The sequence below is a fragment of the Alcanivorax sp. genome, from assembly GCF_014762765.1.
Lineage (GTDB): Bacteria > Pseudomonadota > Gammaproteobacteria > Pseudomonadales > Alcanivoracaceae > Alcanivorax.
This window is the reverse complement of record NZ_JABURH010000127.1, coordinates 1-25,311: the sequence shown is the minus strand read 5'-3', so window position 1 is coordinate 25,311 and position 25,311 is coordinate 1. Positions and strand designations below refer to the sequence as shown.

General features: G+C 59.5%; 25 protein-coding genes. 15 read left to right on the top strand and 10 right to left on the bottom strand.

Features of this window, described 5'->3' with window-relative positions:
- Positions 1-54 precede the first annotated feature (54 nt).
- Positions 55-1,656, bottom strand: coding sequence for a choline dehydrogenase (locus HUJ17_RS08215; protein ID WP_290510240.1), 1,602 nt, complete (start codon positions 1,654-1,656; stop codon positions 55-57).
- 265 nt (positions 1,657-1,921) lie between these two features.
- Here HUJ17_RS08215 and HUJ17_RS08210 point away from each other — a divergent pair, with 265 nt between their 5' ends.
- Together HUJ17_RS08210 and HUJ17_RS08205 are read left to right on the top strand one after the other, a co-directional pair.
- Positions 1,922-2,653, top strand: a complete 732-nt coding sequence (locus tag HUJ17_RS08210) for a tetratricopeptide repeat protein (RefSeq protein ID WP_290510239.1) — start codon at positions 1,922-1,924, stop codon at positions 2,651-2,653.
- A 145-nt stretch (positions 2,654-2,798) separates the two neighbouring features.
- Positions 2,799-3,218: an ester cyclase gene (locus HUJ17_RS08205; protein ID WP_290510238.1), complete on the top strand. Its 420-nt coding sequence runs from the start codon at positions 2,799-2,801 to the stop codon at positions 3,216-3,218.
- A gap of 84 nt (positions 3,219-3,302) precedes the next feature.
- Here HUJ17_RS08205 and HUJ17_RS08200 read toward each other — a convergent pair whose 3' ends face one another.
- Positions 3,303-3,668, bottom strand: coding sequence for a hypothetical protein (locus HUJ17_RS08200; RefSeq protein WP_290510237.1), 366 nt, complete (start codon positions 3,666-3,668; stop codon positions 3,303-3,305).
- 238 nt (positions 3,669-3,906) lie between these two features.
- Between HUJ17_RS08200 and HUJ17_RS08195 the strand changes: the two genes are divergently transcribed.
- Both HUJ17_RS08195 and HUJ17_RS08190 read left to right on the top strand, forming a co-directional pair.
- A complete protein-coding gene (locus tag HUJ17_RS08195; protein WP_290510236.1) occupies positions 3,907-4,794 on the top strand; it encodes a metal-dependent hydrolase in 888 nt (295 codons plus the stop codon).
- A 287-nt stretch (positions 4,795-5,081) separates the two neighbouring features.
- Complete coding sequence (locus tag HUJ17_RS08190) at positions 5,082-5,981, top strand: EamA family transporter (protein ID WP_290510235.1); 900 nt, start codon at positions 5,082-5,084, stop codon at positions 5,979-5,981.
- Positions 5,982-5,990: 9 nt separating this feature from the next.
- Here the strand turns inward: HUJ17_RS08190 and HUJ17_RS08185 are convergent, their stop codons facing one another.
- Positions 5,991-7,031, bottom strand: a complete 1,041-nt coding sequence (locus HUJ17_RS08185) for an SDR family NAD(P)-dependent oxidoreductase (RefSeq protein ID WP_290510234.1) — start codon at positions 7,029-7,031, stop codon at positions 5,991-5,993.
- A 108-nt stretch (positions 7,032-7,139) separates the two neighbouring features.
- Here HUJ17_RS08185 and HUJ17_RS08180 point away from each other — a divergent pair, with 108 nt between their 5' ends.
- Entirely contained in the window at positions 7,140-7,739 is a 600-nt protein-coding gene (locus tag HUJ17_RS08180; RefSeq protein ID WP_290510233.1) for a TetR/AcrR family transcriptional regulator, read from the top strand.
- Between the two features lie 231 nt (positions 7,740-7,970).
- Here HUJ17_RS08180 and HUJ17_RS08175 read toward each other — a convergent pair whose 3' ends face one another.
- Positions 7,971-8,144 carry a hypothetical protein gene (locus HUJ17_RS08175; RefSeq protein WP_198030612.1) on the bottom strand — a complete coding sequence of 58 codons (174 nt, stop codon included), beginning with the start codon at positions 8,142-8,144 and terminating at the stop codon, positions 7,971-7,973.
- A gap of 238 nt (positions 8,145-8,382) precedes the next feature.
- On the opposite strand from HUJ17_RS08175, the gene HUJ17_RS08170 reads away from it, so the two are divergent.
- Entirely contained in the window at positions 8,383-8,655 is a 273-nt protein-coding gene (locus tag HUJ17_RS08170) for a hypothetical protein (protein WP_290510232.1), read from the top strand.
- Positions 8,656-8,823: 168 nt separating this feature from the next.
- A complete protein-coding gene (locus tag HUJ17_RS08165; RefSeq protein WP_290510231.1) occupies positions 8,824-9,669 on the top strand; it encodes a lysophospholipid acyltransferase family protein in 846 nt (281 codons plus the stop codon).
- A 64-nt stretch (positions 9,670-9,733) separates the two neighbouring features.
- Here the strand turns inward: HUJ17_RS08165 and HUJ17_RS08160 are convergent, their stop codons facing one another.
- Together HUJ17_RS08160 and HUJ17_RS08155 are read right to left on the bottom strand one after the other, a co-directional pair.
- Positions 9,734-10,096 carry a DUF6164 family protein gene (locus tag HUJ17_RS08160; protein WP_290510230.1) on the bottom strand — a complete coding sequence of 121 codons (363 nt, stop codon included), beginning with the start codon at positions 10,094-10,096 and terminating at the stop codon, positions 9,734-9,736.
- A gap of 125 nt (positions 10,097-10,221) precedes the next feature.
- Entirely contained in the window at positions 10,222-10,722 is a 501-nt protein-coding gene (locus tag HUJ17_RS08155) for a DUF2938 domain-containing protein (protein WP_290510229.1), read from the bottom strand.
- A 63-nt stretch (positions 10,723-10,785) separates the two neighbouring features.
- Here HUJ17_RS08155 and HUJ17_RS08150 point away from each other — a divergent pair, with 63 nt between their 5' ends.
- Positions 10,786-11,208 (top strand): helix-turn-helix domain-containing protein, encoded by a 423-nt coding sequence (locus HUJ17_RS08150; protein ID WP_290510228.1) that lies wholly within the window; start codon positions 10,786-10,788, stop codon positions 11,206-11,208.
- Positions 11,209-11,330: 122 nt separating this feature from the next.
- Here the strand turns inward: HUJ17_RS08150 and HUJ17_RS08145 are convergent, their stop codons facing one another.
- Positions 11,331-12,281, bottom strand: a complete 951-nt coding sequence (locus tag HUJ17_RS08145; RefSeq protein ID WP_290510227.1) for an alpha/beta fold hydrolase — start codon at positions 12,279-12,281, stop codon at positions 11,331-11,333.
- Between the two features lie 97 nt (positions 12,282-12,378).
- Between HUJ17_RS08145 and HUJ17_RS08140 the strand changes: the two genes are divergently transcribed.
- Positions 12,379-12,924 (top strand): TetR/AcrR family transcriptional regulator, encoded by a 546-nt coding sequence (locus HUJ17_RS08140; protein WP_290510226.1) that lies wholly within the window; start codon positions 12,379-12,381, stop codon positions 12,922-12,924.
- Positions 12,925-13,035: 111 nt separating this feature from the next.
- On the opposite strand, the gene HUJ17_RS08135 is transcribed toward HUJ17_RS08140, so the two are convergent.
- The gene (locus HUJ17_RS08135) at positions 13,036-13,935 is read right to left on the bottom strand and encodes a metal-dependent hydrolase (protein WP_290510225.1); all 900 of its coding nucleotides are present in this window, start codon (positions 13,933-13,935) and stop codon (positions 13,036-13,038) included.
- Between the two features lie 119 nt (positions 13,936-14,054).
- On the opposite strand from HUJ17_RS08135, the gene HUJ17_RS08130 reads away from it, so the two are divergent.
- The 3 genes from HUJ17_RS08130 to HUJ17_RS08120 all read left to right on the top strand — a co-directional run bounded on the left by HUJ17_RS08130 (position 14,055) and on the right by HUJ17_RS08120 (position 16,939).
- Entirely contained in the window at positions 14,055-15,131 is a 1,077-nt protein-coding gene (locus HUJ17_RS08130) for an AraC family transcriptional regulator (protein ID WP_290510224.1), read from the top strand.
- Between the two features lie 77 nt (positions 15,132-15,208).
- Positions 15,209-15,442, top strand: coding sequence for a hypothetical protein (locus tag HUJ17_RS08125; protein WP_290510223.1), 234 nt, complete (start codon positions 15,209-15,211; stop codon positions 15,440-15,442).
- A 138-nt stretch (positions 15,443-15,580) separates the two neighbouring features.
- Positions 15,581-16,939, top strand: a complete 1,359-nt coding sequence (locus HUJ17_RS08120; protein WP_290510222.1) for an amidohydrolase — start codon at positions 15,581-15,583, stop codon at positions 16,937-16,939.
- A 70-nt stretch (positions 16,940-17,009) separates the two neighbouring features.
- On the opposite strand, the gene HUJ17_RS08115 is transcribed toward HUJ17_RS08120, so the two are convergent.
- On the bottom strand, positions 17,010-21,113 hold the full coding sequence (locus HUJ17_RS08115; protein WP_290510221.1) for a tandem-95 repeat protein: 4,104 nt from the start codon (positions 21,111-21,113) through the stop codon (positions 17,010-17,012).
- Positions 21,114-21,367: 254 nt separating this feature from the next.
- The gene (locus tag HUJ17_RS08110) at positions 21,368-21,769 is read right to left on the bottom strand and encodes an MAPEG family protein (protein ID WP_290510220.1); all 402 of its coding nucleotides are present in this window, start codon (positions 21,767-21,769) and stop codon (positions 21,368-21,370) included.
- A gap of 215 nt (positions 21,770-21,984) precedes the next feature.
- Here HUJ17_RS08110 and HUJ17_RS08105 point away from each other — a divergent pair, with 215 nt between their 5' ends.
- The 3 genes from HUJ17_RS08105 to HUJ17_RS08095 all read left to right on the top strand — a co-directional run bounded on the left by HUJ17_RS08105 (position 21,985) and on the right by HUJ17_RS08095 (position 25,311).
- The gene (locus HUJ17_RS08105; protein ID WP_290510219.1) at positions 21,985-22,944 is read left to right on the top strand and encodes an MBL fold metallo-hydrolase; all 960 of its coding nucleotides are present in this window, start codon (positions 21,985-21,987) and stop codon (positions 22,942-22,944) included.
- A 153-nt stretch (positions 22,945-23,097) separates the two neighbouring features.
- Entirely contained in the window at positions 23,098-24,888 is a 1,791-nt protein-coding gene (locus tag HUJ17_RS08100; RefSeq protein WP_290510218.1) for an ABC transporter ATP-binding protein/permease, read from the top strand.
- Positions 24,889-24,924: 36 nt separating this feature from the next.
- Positions 24,925-25,311 carry a hypothetical protein gene (locus HUJ17_RS08095; RefSeq protein ID WP_290510217.1) on the top strand — a complete coding sequence of 129 codons (387 nt, stop codon included), beginning with the start codon at positions 24,925-24,927 and terminating at the stop codon, positions 25,309-25,311.

Below are 25,311 nucleotides of genomic sequence, written 5' to 3'. Positions count from 1 at the left end.
GCTGGCCAGGCTGAAGCCCTCCGGATACTGGGGAGGGCTGTCTGGTGAATGTGGTTAGCCTGTCCGCGATTGCCCCCTGATCATATCCACCGCTTTCTCCGCAATCATCATGGCCGGCGCATTGGTGTTGCCGCCGATCAGGGTGGGCATGATGGACGCATCGATGACACGTAAGCCTTCGATGCCATGAACGCGCAATTGCGGGTCGACCACCGCCTGCTCATCGGTGCCCATCTTGCAAGAGCCCACCGGGTGATAAACGGTGTCAGCGCGCTGGCGGATCACGTCGCGAATCTCATCGTCGCTCTTCACGTTGGCGGTGAACATGTCTTTCTTCATCCAGCGTTTGAGTGACGGCGCTTCCATGATTTTCTTGGTGATCTTGTAGCCTTGCACCATGTCTTCCAGATCCTGGGGGTCTTCCAGGAAGGCCGGGTCGATCAGGGGCAGGTCATCCGGGTTGGCGCTGGCCAGCTGCACGCTCCCCCGGCTGCGCGGGCGCAGCAGGCACACGTGGCAGGAGTAACCCTGGGTGAAGTGCATCTTGCGGCCATGATCATCCACCAGGGCAGTGACCATGTGTAGCTGCAGATCCGGGGCAGTAAGCTCTGGCCGGGTTTTCAGGAAGGCCCCGGCTTCGGCGAAGTTGGAGGTCCACAGGCCGCGTCGTTCCTTGCGATAGGTGCCCATGGCCATTAGCGCCCGCCACATGCCCGCCGGTGACAGACCAAAAGTGGCTGGGCTGTCGGTGGTGTAGCCGAAAATGAAATCCGGATGATCCTGCAGGTTCTTGCCCACGCCAGGAAGATGATGCACCACGGGGATGTTGTGCTTTTTCAGTTCCTCGCTATCTCCCACCCCGGATAGCATCAGCAGTTGCGGGGACTGAAAGGCGCCGGCGGACAGGAGCACTTCCTTGCGGGCCGAGGCGGTGCGCAGCTGCTTGCCTTGCTTGAATTCCACACCCACAGCACGTTTGCCGTCGAAGACAATGCGCTGAACCTGGGCGTTGGTTTCCACGGTCAGGTTGCTGCGATCCAGATGCGGGAACAGATAAGCCCGGGCACTGCTCCAGCGTTCGCCGTCTTTTTGGGTGACCTGATAGACCCCGGCGCCTTCCTGTTCGGCGCCGTTGAAGTCATCGGTAATCGGGATATCGCATTCTCTGGCAGCGTCCAGAAAGTAGTCCTGGAACGGGTTGCCGGTACGGCTGTCGCTGACCCACAGCGGGCCGTCGGTGCCGTGGTAGTCGTTATCGATACGTTCGTTGTGTTCATTGAGGCGGAAATAGGGCAGTACATCCTTGTAGGACCAGCCCTCATTGCCCAGCGCAGCCCAGTGATCATAATCCTCGCGGTGGCCACGAATATAGACCATGGCATTGATGGCCGATGAGCCGCCCAGACACTTGCCGCGGGGCTGGAACCCCTGCCGGCCATTGAGTCCCTTCTGTGGCACGGTCTCCATGACCCAGTTGTTGATGGGTTTGGAGAGCATGGCCACCGCGCCCGAGGGCACATTGACCAACAGGCCATCACCACTGCCTCCGGCTTCGAGCAGGCAGACGCGAGTGTCCGGATCTTCACTCAGCCTGCCGGCCAGGGCGCACCCCGCAGAGCCTCCGCCGATGATGAGGTAATCGAAATCGTTTTCCATGCCTGCGTTCCTTTTCTTGTCTGTTATTCGCGGTGGGTGCGGTTCGATAGTAGAGGTTGTGTAGGCCAGCGTCTTCCGGCAGGGGAATCAGCATTGACTGCCGCGTTCGACAGACAGATTAGCACCGGGTTTTTCAGCCAGTAAGTATTGTTTGTGTGACCGGAGTAACAGGTCTCAATGTAGGATATCGGCCATTGTCAGGGCGAGCGTTTCTTTATAGCTTTCAGTCTTTACATATTGGGCGGTCAATGATGGTGGGGGACCCATGCCGTTTTTTATTCTATCTATCCTGATTCAGTTGGCATTGGTGGTCCATGCCATCAAGACCGGTCGTAACAGCAGCTGGATCTTCATTCTTCTCTTTTTTCCTCTTATTGGCGGGTTGGCCTATCTGATCGTTGAGCTGTTGCCAGCCATGGGGCAGAGCCGGAGCGGGCAGCGGGTGCGCCGTAATGTTTCCAGAACCCTGAACCCGGACAGGGATGTGCGCGAAGCCGCGCAGAATTTCAGTGTGGCGAGCACCGCCGCCAACGCGTTGATGCTTGCTGAGCAACTAATGGAAAAGAAGGCCTATGCTGAGGCTGCCGAACTGCTGGAGCACAGCATGAAAGGCATCCATGCAACTGATCCGGAGCTGATGCTGGCGCTGGCCCGTGCCCGGTTTGGCATGCGGGATTATCCTGCTTGCCTGAATAGCCTCGATGACTTGAAGCACCATAATCCGCAGAGCACCACGGCCGATGGCCATCTGCTTTATGCCAGGGCGTTGGAAAAGGCCGGAAAGATCAATGAGGCTCGCGCAGAGTATGAGGCTCTCGTCGGATACTACCCGGGGCCGGAGCCGGCTTGCAGGTTGGCCAGGCTGCTTGCGGCCGGTGGAGATGTGGCCGGTAGCAAGGCGTTATACCAGAATGTGCTGGAAACGAGTCGGGTGTCCGGCAGGCACTATCACCAATTGCATAAACGCTGGATCCAGATGGCACGGGACCAGGCCTGACAGGAAGAGACGGGGTCCCTGGGGTAAGTTTTCGTGTCTCTGGAATGGCGATTTTGTTGGGTAATGTAACGCTGATTTCAAAGCAATGCCGTGTCACTTTGCAGGGGGTTATAGTTAATACTTTCCTGTAAAGGGAGTGCGGATCATGAGTGCAATTCTCGACACCGCAACAGGTTTCTTCCATGCCTGTGAAAGTGGTGAAGGGTGGGATATTTGCCGGAAATATTGCCATCCTGACGCAGGCTTTTCTTCCCAGACCGTATCCCTCGCTGATATCGCTACCCTGGAAGGGTATACCGAGTGGATGAAGAATCTGTATACGCCGATTCCAGATGCCCGTTACGAGTTACGTCACCTTGGCATGGACAATGAGCGAGGTAGTGTCGCTGTGTATGCAATTTTCCATGGCAGGCACACCGGGCCGGGCGGGCCGGTGGCCCCGACGGGGAAAGACGTTGCCGCGGATTATGTCTATGTCATGGAGTTCGAAGGTGGAAAGATTCGTTACATGACCAAAATCTGGAACGACATTATCAGCCTTCAGCAATTGGGATGGGCGCCATAGCACTGGTTATTCGGGCATCGAATAAAGGGGCGATGTATACCACGGTCAGTGAGCAGGCTGCCGGTTGTCATGGGCCTGGAGATGTCAGAGTGTATATTCCAGGCGGGTTTCCCCCAGCACTTCACAGGCCTGAAGGATTTTTCCTTCCAGCTCAATGTGATCCCCTGATTTCAGATCAATCTGGATGTCGCCCACGGTTTTGCTGTCGCCATGAATGTTCAGCGTCCCGCTCTGGCTGTCTGTAAGCGTTACCCCATTCATGCTTCGTCTGGCTCTGAGAAGATAGGTCAGGGGCGTGTAGTTACCCGTACAGGTGACTGTCAGATTGAAGGTGTGGGTGGCCCCTATGGCGCTGTGCAGGATGTCCAGCTTGCAGTCCTGTCCATCGGCAGCGGCTGGAAAAGTGGCAAGCGACAGTAACATTAAGGCCAGGGACTTGTTGAGGTGCATGGCAGCAATCAGACTCTATGACAGGGTTTCTGATAATGATAAAGATTACTCTGGAACAGTGCTTTCAGGTAAGTAGCGCCATGCACGGTGAAGATACAAGGGGCGGCGGGAGCGGGTCCTTGAGATGCAATTTTTGGCATGATGCCAAGCTGTGCAGCGTATGTTTAGATGGACCCCTTTGTTTGCCAGGGCAGTGACCACCCTGTTTGCCTGGGCGTGATGATAAATGGAGATAACAATGAAAAAGCTGTCTGCAGCGCTACGTCTGGTAACAGATAATACCCGCGCTAAGCCCATGCTGGTGCCGACGCGCAGGAGCATTCGGTTCAATGTGGACCCCAAACGGATTTCCGACTGGCACACTCCGGGTGGGCCCGTACTGACGGCGTTTCTGAATACATTCTCCACCATCCTGCCCGTGGGTGAACGCTTTTTTATCGACAGTGTGCGTGCCTACCGGGATCAGATTACCGATCCCGAGCTCAAGAAGGCGGTGACCGCGTTTATCGGTCAGGAGGCCATGCATGGCCGGGAGCATGAAGAATATAACGATGCCCTGTTTGCGGTGTCCTCGGTGGCGCCCAAATTCGAGCGTCTGGTGGAGGGCGTGCTCAAGACCTTCAACAAGTACAGTGCGCCGGTGTCCCTGAGTGGCACTATTGCCCTGGAGCATTTCACCGGCCTGCTCGCGGATAGCGTGTTGAGTGATCCTCGCGTGGTGGAAGGGGCCGACCCGGCCTATGCCGCGTTGTGGCGCTGGCATGCGCTGGAAGAAACCGAGCACAAGGCGGTGGCATTTGATGTCTGGACGGCGGTCATGGGGAAAGGTGTTGGCGCCTACGGCCTGCGCTGTTTCGGACTGGGCCTGGCGACGGTGGTGTTCTGGGGTCTGGTGATTCCGGTCTTTCTTGAAGTGTTGCGCGAGCAGGGCAAGCTGACGGACTGGAAGGGGTGGCAGAAGTTTTTCCACTACACTTTCGGCGATATCGGCATGCTGCGTAAGCAGATTGGCAACTACCTGGACTACTTCCGCCCGGGTTTTCATCCCTGGGATCACGACAACCGTGAGTTGCTGCTGCAGATCGACAGCTTTTTGGCTGAGCAGGAAGCCGCTGCCTCCGCCTGATCTTTCCCGTCTGTTCCTTCTGGGCTGGCATCATGGTCTGCATGACCCGGGTGCCAGCCGACGTTTCTGACCTCCCTTTTCTCACCGGTGATCACGTTTCAGTGGCCCTGTGACGGCAATACGGCGTGCCATTGCCTTCCTTCCTGCGATGTTATCCGCGGATGTTGCATACAGAAATAATCTGCGTTTCAGTGGCAGATAAGAGCCCATGAGAATGGGGCTTGCGTGTTGGTTCGTTCGTTGTCGCCTGGCGCGACTTAACGAGTGCCGGGCAGGCGGGATTGCAGATGGCGCGCGTGAGCACAGTGTTGGTAATTTTGGCGGCCCTGTGCTGGGGGCTGTCAGGTGGCATTGGCGGTATGCTGATGGCCGAAGGCTGGAGTGCGTACCTGGTGTCGTTCTACCGGGGCGCGATTGGTCTGGTCCTCGTGCTGGTTTGGCTGATGCTGCAGCCGGAGGGGCATGGTCTTACGAGTCAGCGGTTATGGTGTTGGTCTGTGGTTGCCGGCCTGGGTGTGGCGGGTAATTTCGCATTCTATTTCCTCAGTATTTCCCAGGGCAGTGTGGCGGTGGCGGCCACGCTGATGTACTGCGCCCCGGTGTTCGTTTACCTGGTGTCGTTTGCCTTGAGGCTTGAGTATCCCTCTGCATTGAAGTGGGCCGCCATTGCGGTGGTGATGCTGGGTATCATTTTGCTTACCCGCGTTTATGACATGGAGGCGAAAGGGGTAACGGCAATCGGTGTTGCTGCCGGTTTGCTTGCCGGGGTCTGCTATGCCGTATTCATTTTCGGATTCAAGTATGCCGCACCCCATGGCAGCCCCCAGGCGATTCTGTTCATTGCGTTTTCGGTACTGGTGATGATGCTGGTGTGGCCGGCAGATGTTGGTCAGATTATGGCTGCCGCCAATTCATCGGATTGGCCGCTATTTGTCGGGCTGGGTGTTCTGGGCGCTGGGCTGTCATTTGTGCTTTATGTGGTCGGTCTCAGGAATGTGGCTCCAGCCGTAGCGTCTATCGTGGCCATGGTTGAGCCGGTGACTGCGTCATTATTCGGTGTGCTGGTATTGCATGAAAGTCTGGCCGGCTCACAGGTAACTGGCATCATATTGATACTGCTGGCAGTGACGGCACTGAGTGTGTATTCCGGCCCTGGGCGGCTCCCTGCCCGCTGGGGTGTTCACTGAACAGGCGGGCTAGGCCCGATACTTGTTTTCTCTGCTGCGAAACGGTGCCACCTTTTTGTCGTTGTTCCTGCCTGCTATGGCGTGGTCGTCAGCAGAGCGATCCTTGCGCGACACATAATCTTCTGGCGGCGTTTCAAACAGGCTCTGGTAGCTCAGGTTAACGATGGATTCCGATGTCTTCGGCAGCAGGTAGTACATGGCCAGAGCGCCCTTGCCGAAGATGCCCAGCTTGCGTTTGTTCTGGGTGATGATCACATCCAGCAGCCAGTTCACCGCCGTCTCCGGCGACATCACTGGCAGGTAATCATAGATTTTGGTGGGCGCAATCATGGGCGTGCGCACCAGCGGATAGTTGATGGAAGAAAAGCGCAGGTTGGTATGGGCATATTCATTGGCCGCTACCCAGGTCCAGCCTTCCAGTGCCCACTTTGAGCCCAGGTAGGCGGAAAAGCGGGCCGGGTTGGCCTGCACGCCCACGGTGGACACATTGATGATATGACCCTCATCACGGGCTTCCATGCCCGGTAACAGGTTCATGGCCAGACGCAAGGCCGCAAAATAATTGAGCTGCATGGTGCGCTCGTAATCGTGGAAACGGTTCACGGTAAATTTGATCGAGCGGCGAATGGAGCGGCCAGCGTTGTTGATCAGAATATCCACCCGCCCGTGATCCGCCAGGGCCTGTCGGCAGATGCGGTCACACTCTTCCAGGTCAGTCAGATCGCCGGGGTAAATGCAGACGTGACCGCCATGTTTTTTTATTTTGCTGGCAATGGCGTCCAGTTTTTCTGCATTGCGCGCTACCAGTAACAGGGTGGCGCCGGCAGCGGCCAGTTTCTCAGCCACGCCTTCACCAATGCCGGAGCTGGCACCGGTGAGCAGCACCACTTTCCCTTGTACGCGGTCGCGAAGGGCCTGCCCAGGTGTCAGCAAGCTCCTGGCGTTCCAGGCCAAGTGATGGCGGAGGCGGCTGAAATAGGGGCCGATTTTGGGGCGTCTGAACTGGATATCGTTGGCCATGGGGGACTCGCGGTTTGAGGTGACGGTCATCGTGCAGTCATTCTAATCTGAGCATATACTCGGAAAAACTCGGATTTTCTGACTGGAACAGGCCCGTCAAACATGCGCACAGAAAATTGGCAAGCTGCTGATTTCAAAATGAAAAAAGAACCGAAGCAGGTGCGCTCGAAGGCATCGGTGGCCGCCATGGTGGGCGCCTGTGCTCGGATTATGGAGCGTCATGGTTACGCGGGGCTGAGCACCAATGCGATCGCCGAGGTGGCCGGGGTGAGCATCGGTTCGGTGTATGAATATTTTCCTGGCAAGGAAGCCGTGGTGGCACGCCTTACGGAAGAGCTGCTGTCGGAAACCACGTCCCTGCTGCAAAATCGCCTGGACCTGACCGATAACCGAAACGATCTGCATGTGGCCATGCGTCATTTTTTGGGCGCGCTGTATTCTCTGATGCGCAGGCATCGCAAGCTGTTGCGGGTGCTGGTGTTTCAGGTGCCGTATCTACACCGGTTGCCGGCGACCCGGCAATTGCAGAAAGAATTACAGAAAGTTTTGCAGACAGGCGTGCAGAAAACCCGGCAGCAGTATCGGGTGAACGTGCACCCTTACTCGCTCTACCTGATGGCTACTTCGACCGCGGGAAGTTTGCTGCATCTGGTATTGATGGCACCGTCCGGGATGGATCAGGAGGCTGTGCTGGATATCTTGGCGTCGAAGTTGACTGCCTGGTTGATTCAGGATTGAGCGGGGCGGGAAGGTCTGATGTGGATCAGGGGCAAGAAGGGCCAGCGGAACTGGCCCTCGATTCTTGAAGCGCTTACAGCTTCTTGAGCTTCTTCTTCAGCTTCTTCAGCGTGTTTTCCTGCTTGGAGATTTTGGATTTGCTGTTCTTGATCGCTTTCTTCAGTTTTTTACGCTTGGACATGATCGCAGTTTCCTTTTTCTGGATAGTTGTAGCGGGCCGGGCAAGCACGGCTAATTGCCGGATTGCTTTTCCTGGTCCTTGATAAAGCTGCGAATAAACCGGCGTACCTCGCGTGCAGCACTGGTATCTAGCTCCTCACAGAGTGAGACAAACCGAGCACGCTCTTCATCATTAATGCGAATGATCAGCTGGCTATTTTTCTTTGGCGTTTTGGTCTTCGACATATCGATAACCGTCATTAAGAAAATAGGGCAGCATGTTCGCCGGTTTAAGCGCGGCACTCAACAACCCTATCGGCTATCATATAGATAGTCAATGTATATACATTTGGTGGAAAGCAGTCCCTGCCCTGCGGTGGTTTGGCGCTTAAAATGACCGAGGGTGGCTTGTCTGTTGTTATGGGATGGAACACCAAGTGATATCCTGTGCGCGACACACAGTGGACAAAGAGTGGGGCGCATCATGCAGGAAATGGAACAGGCAGAAGACGATTTTGCACAGAAAGCCCTGGTGGACGCGGTGGAAAACCAGATCGCCGATGGTCACCCTCGCGAGGCAGGGCTGGTGATTATGGACCTGATCGGTCAGGGGGTGGGTCGTGAAGACGCCCTGGAGAAAATGGCGGATGTGCTGGCGGCGCATATTGCGCTCACCATGAAGGATGATACCCCCTTTGACGTGAACGCCTATGCCCGTGATCTGCTGCAGCTGTCGGCCACTGATACCGCCGAGTGACTATCCGGGCCCCATGGGGCTCGCACCCTTCCCGATTACCCGCCTTGCGCCGATTTCAAGCCCTTGGTGACTGGCCGTCAGGGGCGGGCCTGCCATGGTAACCACCCTGTATAATGCTAGTCTTGCCCACCCTGGCGATGCTGCCAGCGAACACAGACCGAGGTAACCGTGTCCGATATCGAGATCCCCATTGAAGATTTCCGCCCGCCGTCCCTGCGAACAATGGCCGGGGTGACAGCCCTGCAGCGCCGCTATTTCGCCGCGACACTGGAAGGGGCGGAGAATGTGGATCCGCAACGACCGGGCCTGTTTGTAGGCAACCATGCGCTGATGGGTGTGCTGGATTCGCCGTTGTTTGTCTATGAGCTATATCGGCAGACAGGCGTTTTCCCGCGTTCCCTGGGGGATCATTTTCACTTCCCGACACCGGTGTGGGGCAAGTTGGTGACCCGTTTTGGCGCCGTGCCCGGCACCCGTGAAAACTGCCGGCGGCTGATGGAAAGCGGCCAGCATGTGCTGGTATTTCCGGGCGGTGCCCGCGAGGTGGCCAAGCGTCGGGACGAGATCAACAAACTGGTATGGAAGAAACGAACCGGTTTTGTCTATATGGCCATTGAGCAGGGATTCGACATTATCCCCTTTGCCTCACTGGGCTGTGATGAGGCCTATGACATCGTTTATGACGGTGACGATTTTGCCAATGGCTGGCTCGGCAAGCGGTTGCTGGGCAACGAAAAGATCAACTCGCTGATGCGCGGCGGTGATTTGTTCATGCCTTTGGTAAAAGGCATCGGCCCTACCTTGCTGCCCAAGGCCGAGCCTTTCCGCTTTGCCATCGGCAAACCCATTCCGACTGCTCATCTGCAAGGCCAGGAAAAAGACCCTGCGGTGCTCTGGCAATTGCGCGAACAAGTCTCTGATGCCATTACCGGGATGCTTTCGCGCATGGACGAAGAGCGCAAGGAGCAGCCGCGGCCGTTCTGGCGAAAAGTGCTGGGTGCGCGCAAGCACTGAGCATAGCGGATAACTGCCGTTATTCGCGATGCGAGCATCGCTTCCCGCAGTAGAAAAGGGTTTGTCAGCCCAGAGTCAGAAACGGCAGCAGCGTTATCAGTAATAGCGCCAGCACTGCCACAAACAATCCCGCCACGCGAAGCGGCTGTTCACGCAGCCGCCCTCCCAGTGTCGGGGCCGTCCCTTCCCGTTGTGCCTGCTCATAGGCTTCTCGCTGACGCCGGGCGCGTTCCTGCTGATAACCAGCCAGTAATGCCTTGGCGCGCTCCCGGTCCTCGGGTTGGGTCAGCCAGATGCCGCCGGAGGAGATCCCCCACATGCTCGGGGCGGTTTCATAGAACAGGATCTGGTTTTGTTCCAGCAAGGAGCGCACTTCATCGGCCTCGTCATCCGGAACCCGGCGCAGATTCAGCAGTAAGGTGGTCATGGTGCTCCTGGTTATGTGTCCTGGCCTGTCCGGGCGAAATCGGCATGGCGCAGAGATGTCTACAGGATACATGGCCGCAGGCCCCAATGGTTACTGTCGCGAAGCGTTGCTCCCGCGTCTCACTATCAGTTCAGTAAAACGTGTGACACCCAGCCACCCAGATACAGGCCCAGGCCGAATACGGCATGGGTCAGCAGGCTCTGCAGGCGGGCGGCGTTGGGGGCCGGCGTGCGGGAGGCCGCCATGCCGGCTCCCATGCCCGGCTGCATCAACAGAAACGGCGCGGCAACAGTGCCAATACCCACCAGCAAGGCGGGCCCCAGGGTGGGCTGCTCGATCCAGCTTTGTCCTGCTATACCCAGCAGAATTCCCGCGAAGGCCAGGCCGGTCAGATAATGGGCCAGCCAGCCGACGGCCTTTTCTCCTGGCATGGCTGCTGATGCGGCAATGGCGGTGTGGCGGAACTGCCCGTGGCGCATATGCAGCAACCAGCGGCCCACCATGGCGTAGTTGGGTGGGGCGACTCCCAGCAAGGGCTGCCGTAGCCAGCTCCAGGCATCCATGACCAGGGTGGCGCAGAGACCGATGACGATCATGCTGGGTAAAAACGCGATAACGTTATCCATGGGGCTTCCTCAAGATGACTTTGCTGATACTCTGCAACTTGAAGCTGGCTTGAGGTCAAGGTCGTGTTGGATATTACTGAAGTGGTGCGCCGGTCCGGCGTGCCGGCGTCGACGCTGCGCTATTACGAAGAGAAAGGGCTGATCCTTTCCACCGGGCGCCGGGGGCTAAAGCGAATCTTTGCTCCCGGCATACTGGATCAATTGGCGCTGATTGCCCTGGGACGGGCAGCGGGATTCACGCTGGATGAAATCGGCGAAATGTTCGATGCCGGGGGCGAACCCAGCATTGACCGGGATGCCCTGTCGGCAAAGGCCGATGAGCTGGATGACACCATCCGCAAACTGTCTGCCATGCGCGACGGCCTGCGCCATGCGGCAAAATGCCCGGCGCCCAGCCACCTTGAATGCGGGCAGTTCCGGCGCTTGATGAATATTGCCTCGGCGCGGATGAGAGTGGAGAAAAAACGCGGCGCTCAGGAAATATAAAAAGGAAAGAAAAAAGAACAGACAAAGGGCTGGTGATCTGGCCCAGCCAGTTTCCCCGCCCCTTCAAGCGCTGGATAGGCATGACGCCACGGCAGTGGCGCCAGCCAACCAATCTTTGCCTTTCAGGCGCTCTTCCTGTGGTTTGCCGCCTGCACGAAGCCGTCCAGTCCTTCCAGAAACGCCAGCTGCTTGCGTATCACGCCACTGAATGCCGGTTCGAAATAGGGCTCGAAGTGATTGGCTTCAATGCTCGCGATGGTCAAGTTGGGGTTGTTTATCTTGCGGATGGCGCTTTCCACAAAGGGGGCGACGGAATCCTGGCTGGCGCCGAGCAGCAGGGTCGGGATGCGGATATCCTTGAGGCGCTTGAAAGGGCGGTAGGGGCCCATGGTCATCATGGAGCGGGCGGCGACGCGATTGTCATAACGACGGCCGATGCTGGTTTCAGCCAGTTGCAGGGCTTTGCCGGCATCGTCCCGGTCCATGGAGGAAAATGCCCCGGGTTTGCTGACCACGGGCAGGTAGATCGGGTGGCCTGGCTTGAACAGGTCTGCCATGGCGTACAGCCCAAAGCGCAGTAGCCGTGGCAAGGGGACGGCGCGTACCGCGGCCATGCCATCCAGCATGGGGACCTGGGCAATGGCCCCGGCCAATTCCGGGTGCTCGGCGGCCAGCTCCACCGCATGGCCGCCACCAAAGGACGAGCCCCACAGCACGATGCGACGGGGGTCGATGCCTGGCTGGCTTTTCAGGAAGGCCAGGGCGGCATCGCCATCGGCTACCCGCTGGCGGGCAGAAATCACATGTCGCGGCAGGCCGGCGCTGTCGCCCCAACCGCGATAATCAAAGGTCATGACCACATAGCCCGCACGGGTGAATTCCTCGTAGTAGGACACTGTTAACGCATCCTGAATCCCGCCCCAGCCGTGTAGCATAAGGATAGCTGGCCGTGTTTCTGCCGTGGCCTTCGCTGGCTGGTGCAGGGTGGCGGCACACCAGGTTCCGCCGGAGTAAAAACCGGTTCGCTGGCTGTTACAGGTCAGGTCCTGGGGGCTGTGTCGCAGGGTATCCATGGTCGGGCTCCGGTCATCTTGTATGCCATTCAAGAGCAAAGACTAGCATTCTTGAATACCATACAAGATGACCGGACAGACTGTGGGAGAGGGCCCCTTGGCCAAGAACAAGCGTGATATTGATCTGAAGGTAAAGCAGGACGAGCTGGAGAGCACAGCAACCCGGCTGTTCCTGTCACTGGGCTATGACGGCACGTCCATGGGCCGTATTGCCCGGGAGCTGGGGGTCGCCCCAAATACCCTGTACTGGTACTACGCCAGTAAGGACGAACTGTTGGTGGGTGTGCTCAACCGGCAGATGTCACAGACCCTGGTTCGCCTGCCGACCATCGTCGAAAAATCCTTGAAGGAGAAGATGGCCTGGGCGTTGCGGGAGTTCGAGCAGAGTCGCGAGCTGGTGGCCACGGTACATGCCCGGCTGGAACAGTCCGAGGTGATCAGGGAATGGCATGACCAGTTCCACCGTTTTGTGGAGGCGGCGGTGATCCATACCCTGCAAGCCGATGGTGTCGCGAAGGAACGTGCGGCCATGCTGGCGACAGTGGGGACTTTTCTGGTGGAGGGGTTGCTGGCCCATCCGCACAGTGAGCGCCAGCGCGAGGCTATCCTGCAGTGGTTTTCCGAGAGCGCCTTGCCCGCCTAGCTCGGCCTGACTCTAGAGGGGGGAATAGAAAAACAGAGACATCGGATGCTTGCTCTCCCTGGAGCAGAAAGCCCCGTTTGAGCGGGGCTTTCTTTTTCACTTGCTGAATAATCAGCCCCAGTCACCCAGCCATTTCTTCTTCGCTTTCTCCACCAGATCCCGGGCGTCGTGATCCCACGGGTGGAACCTGGGGCTGTAGAACTTGAAGTAGGAGGGCAGCAGCTTGCGGAAAACACCGGGGCGGCCCCACATGTAGTTCACCGCGCCGAGCCAGGACTTCATGTTGCCCAGCTGACCGTCTTCTTTCATCAGTTGCACCAGATGCACCGCAGAGAACACCGGGAACAGCACGCTGACGATCATCATTTCCGTGACACGGGTGAACTCGCTGCCGCCAATGGCCTTGTAGACATCAAAGGCCACTGCCTTGTGTTCGGATTCCTCGATAGCGTGCCAGGCCCAGATCGGCGCGATGCGTGGGTCCATCTGTTCCAGCGCGTCGTACTTGAGCAGGAACTCCTCGGCCATCAGTGCGGTGAAATGCTCCACGGCCACGGTGTGGGCGAGTTGGCGTTCCGGGCTCAGGTGTTTGCGCAGCAAATTCATGAAACCCAGGATTTCCCGCTCCAGCCGGGCCAGATCCACCCCGCGTTCCTGCAGGAAACCATTCATGAGTTCGTGCTCACGGGAGTGGTGGGCTTCCTGGCCAATGAAGCCCTTGATGGCTTTCTTCAGTTCCGGGTCGGTGATCTGGTCCTGGTAATGGCGCACCGAATCAATGAAAAAACGCTCCCCGGGCGGGAAGCTGGCGGACAGGGCGGCCAGCAGCAGGGTTTTCGCCGGGTCGTTGTCCCACCAGTAGCGCGGCATATCGTTCGCTTCGCTGAAGGCGAACTGGGGGCGACGCACCTTGGGAATCATGTTCTTGGGGGTCTTGCTGGCGACGGTGCGTACGGTACCGATGAGCCCGTTGCGTTTCTTGTCCTGATTGATGGGAACAGTGGCATTCATGGTCGTGCTCCTTGCGGCCGTTGGCGGCCCTTCTGTCTTAATATGGCCCATACGGTACTGGTTTCGGGGCAGGGGGCGTGAGATTCTGCACGGACATTGTACTTGTCATCGGTGGCCAAATGCCGCAACGCGAACTCCTGGCAGCAACCACACAGCAACTGGCATCACTTCCGGCCTGGGTGCGGCAGCGTAATCAGTCCGCTACCTACCCACGTGCCTTTATGGAAGCCGCAGTGGAGAGTGGCGCCTCCCGGGAGCAGCTATTGGCGATTGCCGGAGTTGCCTCCGAGCAGATTGACGATCCTGCCGGACGGTTGTCCTTGCACGAAACCTGGATGATGGGGGCGGCGGCACTGTCACTCACGGGCAATGGCAGCCTGGGGTTTGCGTCTGGCGACCGTATGCCCCTCACCGCCCACGGCAACCTGGGCTATGCCCTGATGTGCGCCGGGAGTCCCCGTGAGGCCATCACCATCCTGGAACGCTTCTGGCATCTGCGCGGGCGCGGGGCGCGGTTGATGGTAAGCGAAAGCGAGAATCGCCTGTTTATGGAGCTGGTGATGGAGCTGCGCGCGCCGGACGCCCTGCGCGACATGCTGATGAGCTCCATGCTGACCAGCATGTATCGGGGCATGGAATTTCTGATACCGCACCTGCCCGAGCAGCGGGAGATCTGGGTGTATGGGCCGGCGCCGGCGGGGTTTGATCGCTGGCAGTCGCTGCTGCCGACGGTCCGTTTCGGCATGCCCCAGGCTGGCATTTCCCTGACGGGGGATATCACCCTGCTGGATCAACCGCTACCCACTGCCAATCCGGAAGCCCTGTCACTGGCACTGGCCCAGTGCGAACGGGAAAGCGCGCTGGTGGATGACGACGATGACATCCTGCGCCGTGCCCGTGCTGCCCTGATCCCGGGTGTCGACGGGTACCCGTCTCCGGAGGCCCTGGCCGATAGTCTGCACCTGACGCCCCGCACCCTGCGGCGGCGCCTGCAGGAACAGGGCTACAGTTACCAGCAGCTGCTGGAAGCCGCCCGCCGGCGGGACAGCTGCCAGATGCTGGCGGACCCGGACCTGGAAATTCGACGCATTGGTGAGGCCCTTGGTTATGGTGACCCGGCCAACTTCACCCGTGCCTTCAAGGCCTGGACCGGCCTGTCGCCCCGGGAATGGCGCAAGCGCCATGCTGGGGGCTGACCATGTTGCCTGGTTGCTGATATAAAAATTGTGCGTGTCACCGATTTGGGGTGTGCGTTTGCGTGGATGGAGTGACGATGAAGCAGAACGACAAGGAAATACGGCATGGCGGCCGGACACTCCAGTATTCCAGCAACCGTGGCCGGGCCAGCCACCGGGTGCGCTATGTGGAAAGTTCTGCGCCGGCGGCTGGCGAATGCATGTTGTGTGTGGGGTCCCTGGCAGATCTCGAGGGCGACCTGCATTTTTATGGGCCGATCAATGACCCAAGGCCTCTACCGATGCAGTTACCGATTCCGTTATCCACATGAAGGTGGGATAAGCGGAGCCCACAGGTCGCCTCGCGATAATTCATGCGTGTCCCCGATTGAGGAGTCTCTGCTTGACCCGATTGCCCCTGCTGTGGTCAATTATTGGAATTGTATTCCAAAAAAATAACGGGAGAGCATATGTCACTGATCAACGGACTGCGTAGCAGCCTTCTGGCTGGCGCAGTGATGGCCTGCGGCCTGGCACAGGCCGGTATTCCTGCATCGCTGAGCGAAAAGGTGGGCAAGCTGGCTGCGGACCAGCAGCCGGAGCTGGAAAAGGTGTTCCGCCAGCTGCATGCCAACCCGGAGCTGGCCTTCGACCTGCACGATACCTCTGCGCTGGTGGCCAAACGTTTGAAGAAACTCGGTTACCGGGTGCATACCGGCATTGCGGAAACCGGCCTGGCGGCAGTACTGAAAAACGGCGACGGCCCGGTGATCATGTTCCGCAGTGACATGGATGCCTTGCCGGTGAAAGAGGAGAGCGGCCTGTCCTATGCCAGCAAAAAACAGGTGGAGCTGGATGATGGCAGCACCAGCTACGTATCCCATGCCTGTGGCCACGATTCCCATACCGCCTGGTTGCTGGGCATCGCCAAGGTGATGATGGAAACCCGCGATGCCTGGTCCGGCACCCTGGTGCTGGTGGGCCAGCCGGCGGAAGAGCTGATCGCCGGTGCCCAGGCCATGGTGGATGATGGCCTGTACGACAAGGTTCCCAAGCCCTCCCTGCTGATTTCCGCCCACGTGTACCCGGTCTGGCCGGCGGGTACGGTGGCGGTAAAAGCTGGCCGCCGCATGGCCGGCAGTGATCAGCTGGATGTGCACCTTACCGGCATTGGCGGCCACGGCTCCCGCCCGGAGGGCACCATCGATCCGGTGGTCATGGGCGCGCGGGCGGTGATGGCCTACCAGACCATCGTCAGCCGCAACATCCCCGCCCAGGACCCGGCGGTACTGACGGTGGGGGCCATGCAGGTGGGCGAAACCCATAACGTGATTCCGGAAACCGGTACCCTGAAACTGAACCTGCGCTGGTTCGACAAGGGCGTGCGCCAGACCATGCTGGATGCCATCGATCGGGAAACCCGGGGTATTGCCGTCGCCGCCGGAGTGCCGAAGGAGCGCGAGCCCACCATCACCATGCTGGGGTATGCGGAACCGGTGATTAACGAGCCGGCCCTGGCGGAGAAAGCTAATGCCACTCTGGTAGGGGCTCTTGGGAAAAAACGGATCATGCCCGGCATTCCCCCGGTGATGGGGTCCGAAGATTTCCCCATGCTGGTGGCGGGTATCGACGATGCCGAGACCCTGTTCGTGGAAGTGGGCGGTGGCGCCCCGGATGTGATGAAGAAGTACATGAGCACCGGCGAACTGCCGCCGCTCAATCACAACCCGAAGTTCCGCATTGAAAACCCGGGCCTGGCCATTACCACCGCCGTGCAGGCCAACAGCACCTTGTTGCTGGATGCCTTTCTTGCCGGTGGCGCCGAGTAACCTCGACGCACGTTGCGGTGATAAAAAAACAGCGGCCCAGGCCGCTGTTTTTGTTTGCAGGAAATAACGATTAGTTGGCCCGTGCAGGCCGATAACGCCGAGCCAGGCCGAGCATGCCGAGCAGAAGCAGCAGGCCACTCAGATTGACGCTGCCGATGCCGGAGGAGCTGGAGCTCCCCGTTGCGCCGTCAAGCAGACCGTCGAGCAGACTCTGGCGGGATACGGATACGATGCCGCCGCGCACGGCAATTCTCGCATCCGTTTGCCTATCCGCGTCCGCGGTGCTGCCGTCCCGGATGCCCACGCGCACACACCAGTCGCCCGGGTTCAGGCCATTGCGGTATGCGGTGGAACCGGGGGAGGGGCAGTAGCCCTCGGCGCCCCGGGCAGATGCCACGTTGCCGGCGGTCTGCCAGCCGTCGTTGGCGAACAGCTGGAAGCTGGCGTTGGGCTCGATCGCCCGGGCCTGGGGCACCACCAGGTAAGCGGTGCGTTGCGGTGCGCCCAGGGCGGCAATGCGCACGTCCATGAAGCGGTTGCCGTCGAGCAGCTCGAAGCCATTGTCGAGGGACACATTGAAGGCATCCAGCAACGCCTGGGCGCTTATCGTGGCGGCGCTGTTGCCGGCTGCCAGAACGGTGTCGCCGAGGCTGAGCTGCAGGCCGGGCTCGGTTTCCAGCAGGTGCTGGTTGGCGATGGCGGGCAGGCCCTGCAGCACATTGCTGGCGGTAATGGCATCCAGGTAATCGGGAACGCCATCGTTGTCTCTGTCGGCAAACCCTTCGCTCAGATCATCGGCACCGTCGCCGTCGCTGTCATCATGGCCCAGCAAGAGCGCTTCGCCCAGCTGGCGCAATGCCAGGGTGGTGCTCACCTCGGCGCTGCCATCGTTCACGGTCACCGCCAGAGTGTACTGTCCTGGGCCCAACAGTGCCGGGTCGAAGGTAAAGGTCTGCGGGTCGCCGTCAGTGTCCACCAGCGCACCGCTGGAGGCGGACCAGTCCAGGGTGTGGCTGTCGCCGCCGTTGGCATCCTCGATGGTGGCGGTCACCGTGACCGGGCCTCCCGCCGGGGTCAGCCAGCGTGTCGTCTCACCATTCTGTTCCGCTTGTAGCTGGACCACTGGAACCACATTGCTTTCATTGATGGTGACGGTCTGGGTGGTCAGGAAGCCGGGCACTGCATTGCCGGGGGTGCCGAAGATCACCTGCAGGTTTTCGCTGCCTTCGCTGCTGCCGTCGGCGGTCAGTTGCAGGGTCAGGCTGGCTTCGGTGCCGGCATTGATGATCAGGTCGCCTTCAGCCAGATCATGGTCGCTGGAGTCGGCGCTGCCGCTCAGGGTGTAGGGCACGGTGACCGGGTACTGGGCGGCCGGGCCGTTCAGGTAGGCGCGCAGCGTGACGCTGGCGCCTTCGGCGGAGACCGGGTCGGGGCCGAAGCTGATCTGCGGCGTCACGCTGACGGTTTGATCAGTGCTGGCGGTATTGCCGGCGTTGTCGGTGGCGCTGCGCTCGACCAGATGTTGCCCCGGTGCGAAATAGCCCTTATCGGGGGTGGTGTTGATGTCCCCGTCCCGGCCGTCGCTGGCCACCAGAGTGCCCAGCTGTACCAGGGTGAACAGGCCGGTGGAATCCGTGCTCACCGGTGTGGCGGCGCCCAGCAGCGGGGCATAGTCGTCTACGCTGGGGTCGCTATTGGCGAGGAACTCATCCAGGTTGCTGGTGCCGTCACCATCCAGATCGGTGCCTGCGTCGCCGGGATCTCTGGGGTCCAGCCCGGCGGTGGTTTCAAAATCGTTGCTCATGCCATCGCCGTCAATATCGTCGTCATGAATATCGGCAATGGTGTCGCCGTCCAGGTCGGCGAGCACTTCGATTGTCAGGTCGAGGGTGCTGCTTGCCTGCCCATCGCTGGCAGTCAGGGTGATCTCATAGACCTGGCCCACGGTGTCGGCGCCCGGTGTGCCGGTGATCTCGCCGCTGGCGTTGTTCAGGCTGGCCCAGGCGGGCAGACCGCTGGCGGTGACGGTAAGGGTGTCGTTTTCCACGTCAGAAAGGGTGGTCGGGCTAACGCTGAGTGCTACATTTTCCACTGCGCTGATGTTGGCCGGGCCGGTCAGTGTTGGGGCGTCGTTGATTTCGGCAATATTCACGGTAACGGTGATATCGGTGTTACCGCCGTTGCCGTCGGCAACGCGCACGACAAAGCTGTCGCTACCGCTGTAGTCAGGTGCTGGCTGATAATCGATGGCGGGGCTGGCGCCGTTGCCGCTGGCGTTGGCAGTGCCTTCGCTTGCTGGAGTCTGTAGTGACCAGCTCAACAGGTCGTCATCAATATCGCTGGCACTCAGCGTCAGGGCAAAGGCGGTGGGTGAGCCGTCTTCGTCCATGTCCACGGTCACGGTATTGCCCTGGGTGATTACCGGGGCATCGTTGAGCGGGTTGATGGTGACGTTGAAGGTGTGGCTGGCTACGCCGCCGTTACCATCGCTGACGCTGACTACAAAGGAATCCAGGCCATGGAAATCCAGGGAAGGGGTATAGCTGACATTGCCTCCGGCCACTTCCACCTGGCCGTTGGTGGCGACGCTGGACACGCTCCAGTTCAGCGGATCACTTTCCACATCGCTGGCGGTCAGCGTGGTCTGCAGGGCGGCGTCTTCGTCGGTGATGTAATCGGCTTGGGTTCCCTGGCCAATGACCGGTGCGTCGTTGACGCTGGCGATGGTTAGTGTCGCCGTGGCAGTGGGGCTGAACAGGGTGCCATCGCTGGCCCGCCAGTTGAAGCTGCTGCTGCCGTGCCAGTTGGTATCGGGCACGAAGGCAAGGGAGTTCAGGTCGGTCAGGGACAGCAGGGCGCCGGCGCTGACTGCAGCGCCATCCTGCAGCAGGGTGCCGTTGGCGGGCAGTGTGTCGATGGACACGGACAGGCTTTCGCCGTCCGGTTCGGTAATCGTGAAGTCGCCGGCTGACAGGCTCAGCGGGGTATCTTCCAGGCCGTTAACGGTAAAGCCGGTGACCCTGGGTGCCCGGTTCACGGTAAGCGTGAAGGACTGGTTGTCCGCCGGGCTGACGCCGTTATCGGCGGTAATGGTGATCGGGTAGCTGGCCAGGGCATTGACTGGCGTGCCGCTGAGGGTGCCGCCACTGCTGAGTGTGACGCCGTCCGGCAAGCTGCCGGCGGTGACGGAATAGGTGGGCGCCGGGTAACCGTCCGCAGTGACGCTGAAGCTGTTGGCCAGGCCTTCAGAGAAAGTGGTGGCGGCGGCACTGGTAATGGTGGGCGGGCCCTCCACGAAGAGGGTGAAGGACCTGCCTGCGCTACCGGCGCTGTTGGTGGCGGTAATCACAGGGTGATAGATGCCCTGGCTGCCGGTGGCCGGGGTGCCGGTGAGTCGGTAGTTGACGCTGTCCCAGGTGACGCCAGCGGGCAGGGTGCCGGATTGTGTTAGTACCGGTTCCGGTACCCCTGACGCGGCAAAAACCACCGGGGTGGCGGCGGTACCTTCACGGAAAGTGGCGCTGGTTCCGCCGCTGGTGAATACCGGCGGGAAGGAACCGCCGGTGGGTGTCACATAGACCGAGTCCATGTCGATCTCGGTAATGTCGGTGGGCCCGGCATAGTTGGTCGGGAATGCCAGTCGCACGGTGATCCGGTTGATGGCGCTGAAATTCGGCTGGGGCGAAAAGCATGTGGGGTTGACGCTGCAGTTGAAGTTCAGCGCCAGGGACTGGCCGTCGGGCACATTGCCGATGCCGGTATTGTAGGTCCCGTTCACGCCGCTGGTGTCGCGGGCGGTGATGGTGACGCTCAGGGCAGTTGCCCCTTCGGGGGCCTCGGCCCGGAAGATCCGGTCCATGACCAGGAAGAACTGGGTGTTGGTGCCGCCATCGGTGAGGTCGATGGGGGAGGGAAACGTATAGGTCATCAACAGGGCGCCGGCGGTGTTGCCGTTGCCGCCAAGGGTGACCTTGGCGCGGCCGCCGGTTTCGGTGAAAGTCGCCCCGTTGGTGGTGGTGGACGTTGCCGGTAGCGGATAGAACGTCAGGCCGCGAGAGGCCTCCGGCATCACCGGCACAAAGCCGTCAATCTGTATGAAGTCGGCCCTGAGTGAACCAAAGCCCAATAAACACACCAGCGCCAGCAGCGCCGGTAACCCCCTTCTGGACCCCATATTGTTCCCCTTGCCTGTACCCCGATGGCAACACCGGGCGGGCTTTATTGTGGATAAATAAAGTGCAAAATTTATCACATTAAAGGGCGGGGCAAGCAGGATTTTGTGCGGGTCGCCCTGTTATGTCCTGTTCTGTATACCTTTGGTGATGGGCAAGAGGTGGAGGGGGATGAGAGGGAAGTAGAGAGGAGCGAAGGGACACGCACAGGTTGGTGTGAATCGGTGCGTGTCCTCGATTGGAGAGGTTTGGTGTGTTACAGCAGGGCGAAGGCCAGATACAGCATCAGGGCGACCTGGGCCAGAAACAGGCTGGCGCGAACGAATACCAGCGGAAAGCTGGTGCCGATCAGGTGAACCATGCTTTGCCCGATGCGTGCCGCCACAATGAAGCCTGCCACAGCGTTGACGGTCTCGCTCTGACCAGTGGCCGCAGCAACCAGCACCAGGGCGGCAAACAGGGGCAGGTTTTCCAGGCAGTTCAGATGTGCCGCCTTGGCGCGTACCAGAATGGCCGGGTCATCAACGGCGTTGCCCCGTTCCCAGTGGTTGGCGGCTTTCTTGCCGGTGAGCACCAGCGGTAGCCGATAAGTGGCGTAGCTGAGCGCCAGAATCAGCGTCCAGACAATATAAATCAGTAGTGCAGTCATTCCTGTCATGTTGTGGCCCTTTCACGCATAAAAGGTCAGCGTGGTGAGGGGAGGGGCAAGATTGCGTGAAGTACCCGTTTACCTGTGGGGACGCGATGGCGATCTATGCGTGTCCCCGATTGGCGCCACCCGCTTGAACGGCAGACTGGCTGACCAAAGGTCGGGTGGCTGCCCCCGGTTGCGTGGCCTATAGTCGTTGGACTCAGCGACCTCGGGAGCCACGCATGACGTTCCAGACTTTTGACGACCTCGGCCAGCAAATTACCCGTATCGATACGGCCATGGTGCACGAAGGGCTGGCGGCCTGTTATCTGCTGGGCGGTGGCGACGAATACGCCATCATCGAAACCGGTACTCACAACACCGTGCCGACCATTCTTGCGCTACTCAAAGAGCGCAAGATTGATCTGGCAAAGGTGAAATACGTGATCCCGACGCATGTGCATCTGGACCACGCCGGTGGCGTCGGTGGTCTGATGCAGGCGTTGCCCGCGGCGACCTTGCTGGTACACCCCCGCGGCGCCCGCCACATGATCGATCCGGCAAAATTAAAGGCTGGTGCCACAGCGGTGTACGGTGAGGCCCAGTTTGCCGAGATCTACGGCGATATCATTCCCGTGGATGAGCGCCGGGTGCGCACCATGGAAGACGGCGATGAGGCCACCGTGGGAAATCGTAAGCTGGTCTTCATCGATACCCCCGGGCATGCCCGCCATCATTTCTGTGTGTATGACCCCACGTCCAGGGGGATTTTTACCGGCGACACCTTTGGCCTGTCCTATCCACCCCTGACCACCGCCAAGGGGCCCTTTATCTGCCCGACCACCACCCCGGTGCAGTTTGATCCGCCGGCATTGAAGGCTTCTATTCGCACCTTGCTGGCGCTGGAGCCGGAGCGTATTTACCTCACCCATTACGGCATGGTGGAAAACCCCCGGCCTCTGGGTGAGCGGCTGCTGACCATGGTGGACGACTATGTGGCGCTGGCGGAAACCGTGGCGGTAACCAGCGATGCGGATGCGCTGGAAAAATCGTTGATGGTAGCCATGAGGGAATACCTGTTTCGCTGCGCCCGGGAGCACGGCTGCGAGATGTCAGACGAGCAGCTGGAAGCGGTGCTTGGTCTGGATATCCAGCTCAACAGCCAGGGCCTGGCGGTGTGGCTGCAGTCCCGTTCGGGTTAACCCGACGTTAGCAATCGCGCCGCGAGCGACGCTCCTACGGAAAGCCGGAAAATGTTTCATTAGCGGTAATAGGGTTCCCGGGCGTTCCGTCATCCGATTGTTGCCCGCCATGTTGTTATACTGCGGGCTCTTTTCTCCAAGGCAGGCCTTTTTATGCGCGGTATGAGCCAGGACGTTACCCCCAAGCCCATCGACTGGTCCGTGCTGAAAACCCTGTTTCCCTATCTGCTGGAATTCCGTACCCGTATTGCCCTGGCGGTGGCCTGCCTGGTGTTGGCCAAACTCGCCAGCGTGGGGTTGCCGTTTATTCTCAAGCACATCGTTGATGGCCTGGATGCCCAGGACACCAGTCAGCTGATCACCCTGCCACTGGGGCTGTTGCTGGCCTACGGGGTGGTGCGTTTTTCCAATGTCCTGTTCGGTGAGCTGCGCGACACCCTGTTCGGTCGTGTTACCGAGCGGGCCATGCGGCGAATCGGCCTGAAGGTGTTCCGGCATCTGCATGCCCTGGATCTGGATTTTCATCTCAACCGCCGTACCGGCGGGTTGTCCCGAGATATCGAGCGGGGCACCAATGGCATCAGCTTTCTGCTGCGTTTCATGGTGTTCAACATCCTGCCCACCCTGCTGGAAATCGGCATGGTGATCGGCCTGTTGCTGTGGAATTACGATGTCTGGTTCGCCCTGATCGTGGCGGTATCGGTGGTGGCCTATGTGGCCTTTTCCGTGTTCGCCACGGAATGGCGGCTGGCCTTTATCCGTGAGGCCAACCAGGCGGAATCCTCCAGCAGCACCCGTGCCATCGACAGCCTGCTTAACTATGAAACGGTGAAATATTTCACCAATGAGGAATTTGAAGCCCGCAACTACGACGAGAACCTGGAACGCTGGGAGCTGGCCCGGGGGAAAAACCGCTTGTCGCTGTTTGCCCTCAATGCGGGCCAGTCATTGATTATCGCCGTGGCGGTGACAGCGGCAATGGTGCTGGCGGCGGTACAGGTCACCGACAAGGTGATGACCCTGGGTGACTTCGTGTTGATCAATGCCTTCATGATGCAGGTGTTCATGCCGCTGAACTTTCTCGGTTTTGTTTACCGGGAAATGAAAGGGGCCATGACCAATATTGAAAACATGTTTGCGGTGCTGGACGTGAAACCAGGGGTGGTGGATCGCGACGGTTCTACCGAGCTGGCCGTGGGCGATGGCGAGATCCGCTTCCATGATGTGCACTTCGGCTATGGCGATACACGGGAAATTATTCGCGGCGTCAGCTTTACCGTGCCGTCCAGGCAGAAAGTGGCGATTGTGGGCAGCAGCGGGGCGGGAAAATCCACCTTGTTCAAGCTGCTGTTCCGGTTCTATGACGTCAGTAGTGGCGATATCACCATCGATGGCCAGTCGATCCGCCAGGTCAGCCAGACATCCCTGCGTCAGCAGATTGGTGTGGTGCCCCAGGATACCGTGTTGTTCAACACCAGCATCTTCGAGAACGTCCGCTACGGTCGCATTGATGCCAGCGACGAGGAGGTGCGAGAGGCCATTCGTCTGGCCTATCTGTCCGACTTTATCGCCTCCCTGCCGAAGGGAGAAAACACCATGGTGGGCGAGCGGGGCCTGAAACTCTCCGGCGGCGAAAAGCAGCGGGTGTCCATCGCCCGGGCGTTGCTCAAGCACCCACCGATCATGGTCTTTGATGAAGCCACGTCGTCGCTGGACAGTCACTCCGAGAAAATCATTCTCAAGGCAATCAGCGACATCTCTCACCAACAGACCACCCTGGTGATTGCCCATCGCCTGTCCACCATCATGGATGCGGATCGCATCATCGTGCTGGATAACGGTCAGGTGGCAGAGCAGGGCAGCCATGCTGAGTTGCTGGCTCGGGGCGGTCTGTATGCACACCTGTGGGAAGTGCAGCAGCATGAGAGTGGCGTGCCGGGTTAAAGCTTGAACGGAAAATCCAGAAAGGGAGTGGCAAGGATGGCAGAAAAGATGGTGTTGATTGTCGGGTTGGAGCCAACCCTGATCGATTTTTCAGACCCAGCCTATGGTTTCGTGCCGGGTATCAATGCGGACAAGGTCAAGGCCGGCCTGGATGCGTCTGAAAACGCACTGAAGAGGCTGGGGTATTTTGCCGAGCAGTGCCTGATTGATTTCGGCGACACCGCAGAGGCGGTTCTTCAGCAGCGATTGGAGCAGAAACATTACGATTGCGTGCTGATCGGTGCCGGGGTGCGGGTCGTGGAGAGCAATTTCCTGCTCTTCGAGAAGATCATCAATGTGGTGCATCGTCATGCTCCTCAAGCCCGGCTTTGCTTCAATACGCGCCCTGATGACACAGCTGAAGCGGTTCGGCGCTGGGTGTAG

Bases quoted from the DNA above. Each gene is read 5' to 3' on its own strand.
- HUJ17_RS08155 (WP_290510229.1), bottom strand. From the start codon at position 10,722: ATGGATAACGTTATCGCGTTTTTACCCAGCATGATCGTCATCGGTCTC.
- HUJ17_RS08130 (WP_290510224.1), top strand. From the start codon at position 14,055: ATGCCGCAACGCGAACTCCTGGCAGCAACCACACAGCAACTGGCATCA.
- HUJ17_RS08145 (WP_290510227.1), bottom strand. From the start codon at position 12,281: ATGGATACCCTGCGACACAGCCCCCAGGACCTGACCTGTAACAGCCAG.
- HUJ17_RS08160 (WP_290510230.1), bottom strand. From the start codon at position 10,096: ATGACCACCTTACTGCTGAATCTGCGCCGGGTTCCGGATGACGAGGCC.
- HUJ17_RS08210 (WP_290510239.1), top strand. From the start codon at position 1,922: ATGCCGTTTTTTATTCTATCTATCCTGATTCAGTTGGCATTGGTGGTC.
- HUJ17_RS08215 (WP_290510240.1), bottom strand. From the start codon at position 1,656: ATGGAAAACGATTTCGATTACCTCATCATCGGCGGAGGCTCTGCGGGG.
- HUJ17_RS08110 (WP_290510220.1), bottom strand. From the start codon at position 21,769: ATGACAGGAATGACTGCACTACTGATTTATATTGTCTGGACGCTGATT.
- HUJ17_RS08200 (WP_290510237.1), bottom strand. From the start codon at position 3,668: ATGCACCTCAACAAGTCCCTGGCCTTAATGTTACTGTCGCTTGCCACT.
- HUJ17_RS08125 (WP_290510223.1), top strand. From the start codon at position 15,209: ATGAAGCAGAACGACAAGGAAATACGGCATGGCGGCCGGACACTCCAG.
- HUJ17_RS08170 (WP_290510232.1), top strand. From the start codon at position 8,383: ATGCAGGAAATGGAACAGGCAGAAGACGATTTTGCACAGAAAGCCCTG.
- HUJ17_RS08115 (WP_290510221.1), bottom strand. From the start codon at position 21,113: ATGGGGTCCAGAAGGGGGTTACCGGCGCTGCTGGCGCTGGTGTGTTTA.
- HUJ17_RS08190 (WP_290510235.1), top strand. From the start codon at position 5,082: ATGGCGCGCGTGAGCACAGTGTTGGTAATTTTGGCGGCCCTGTGCTGG.
- HUJ17_RS08175 (WP_198030612.1), bottom strand. From the start codon at position 8,144: ATGTCGAAGACCAAAACGCCAAAGAAAAATAGCCAGCTGATCATTCGC.
- HUJ17_RS08120 (WP_290510222.1), top strand. From the start codon at position 15,581: ATGTCACTGATCAACGGACTGCGTAGCAGCCTTCTGGCTGGCGCAGTG.
- HUJ17_RS08195 (WP_290510236.1), top strand. From the start codon at position 3,907: ATGAAAAAGCTGTCTGCAGCGCTACGTCTGGTAACAGATAATACCCGC.
- HUJ17_RS08205 (WP_290510238.1), top strand. From the start codon at position 2,799: ATGAGTGCAATTCTCGACACCGCAACAGGTTTCTTCCATGCCTGTGAA.
- HUJ17_RS08100 (WP_290510218.1), top strand. From the start codon at position 23,098: ATGCGCGGTATGAGCCAGGACGTTACCCCCAAGCCCATCGACTGGTCC.
- HUJ17_RS08095 (WP_290510217.1), top strand. From the start codon at position 24,925: ATGGCAGAAAAGATGGTGTTGATTGTCGGGTTGGAGCCAACCCTGATC.
- HUJ17_RS08135 (WP_290510225.1), bottom strand. From the start codon at position 13,935: ATGAATGCCACTGTTCCCATCAATCAGGACAAGAAACGCAACGGGCTC.
- HUJ17_RS08105 (WP_290510219.1), top strand. From the start codon at position 21,985: ATGACGTTCCAGACTTTTGACGACCTCGGCCAGCAAATTACCCGTATC.
- HUJ17_RS08185 (WP_290510234.1), bottom strand. From the start codon at position 7,031: ATGACCGTCACCTCAAACCGCGAGTCCCCCATGGCCAACGATATCCAG.
- HUJ17_RS08180 (WP_290510233.1), top strand. From the start codon at position 7,140: ATGAAAAAAGAACCGAAGCAGGTGCGCTCGAAGGCATCGGTGGCCGCC.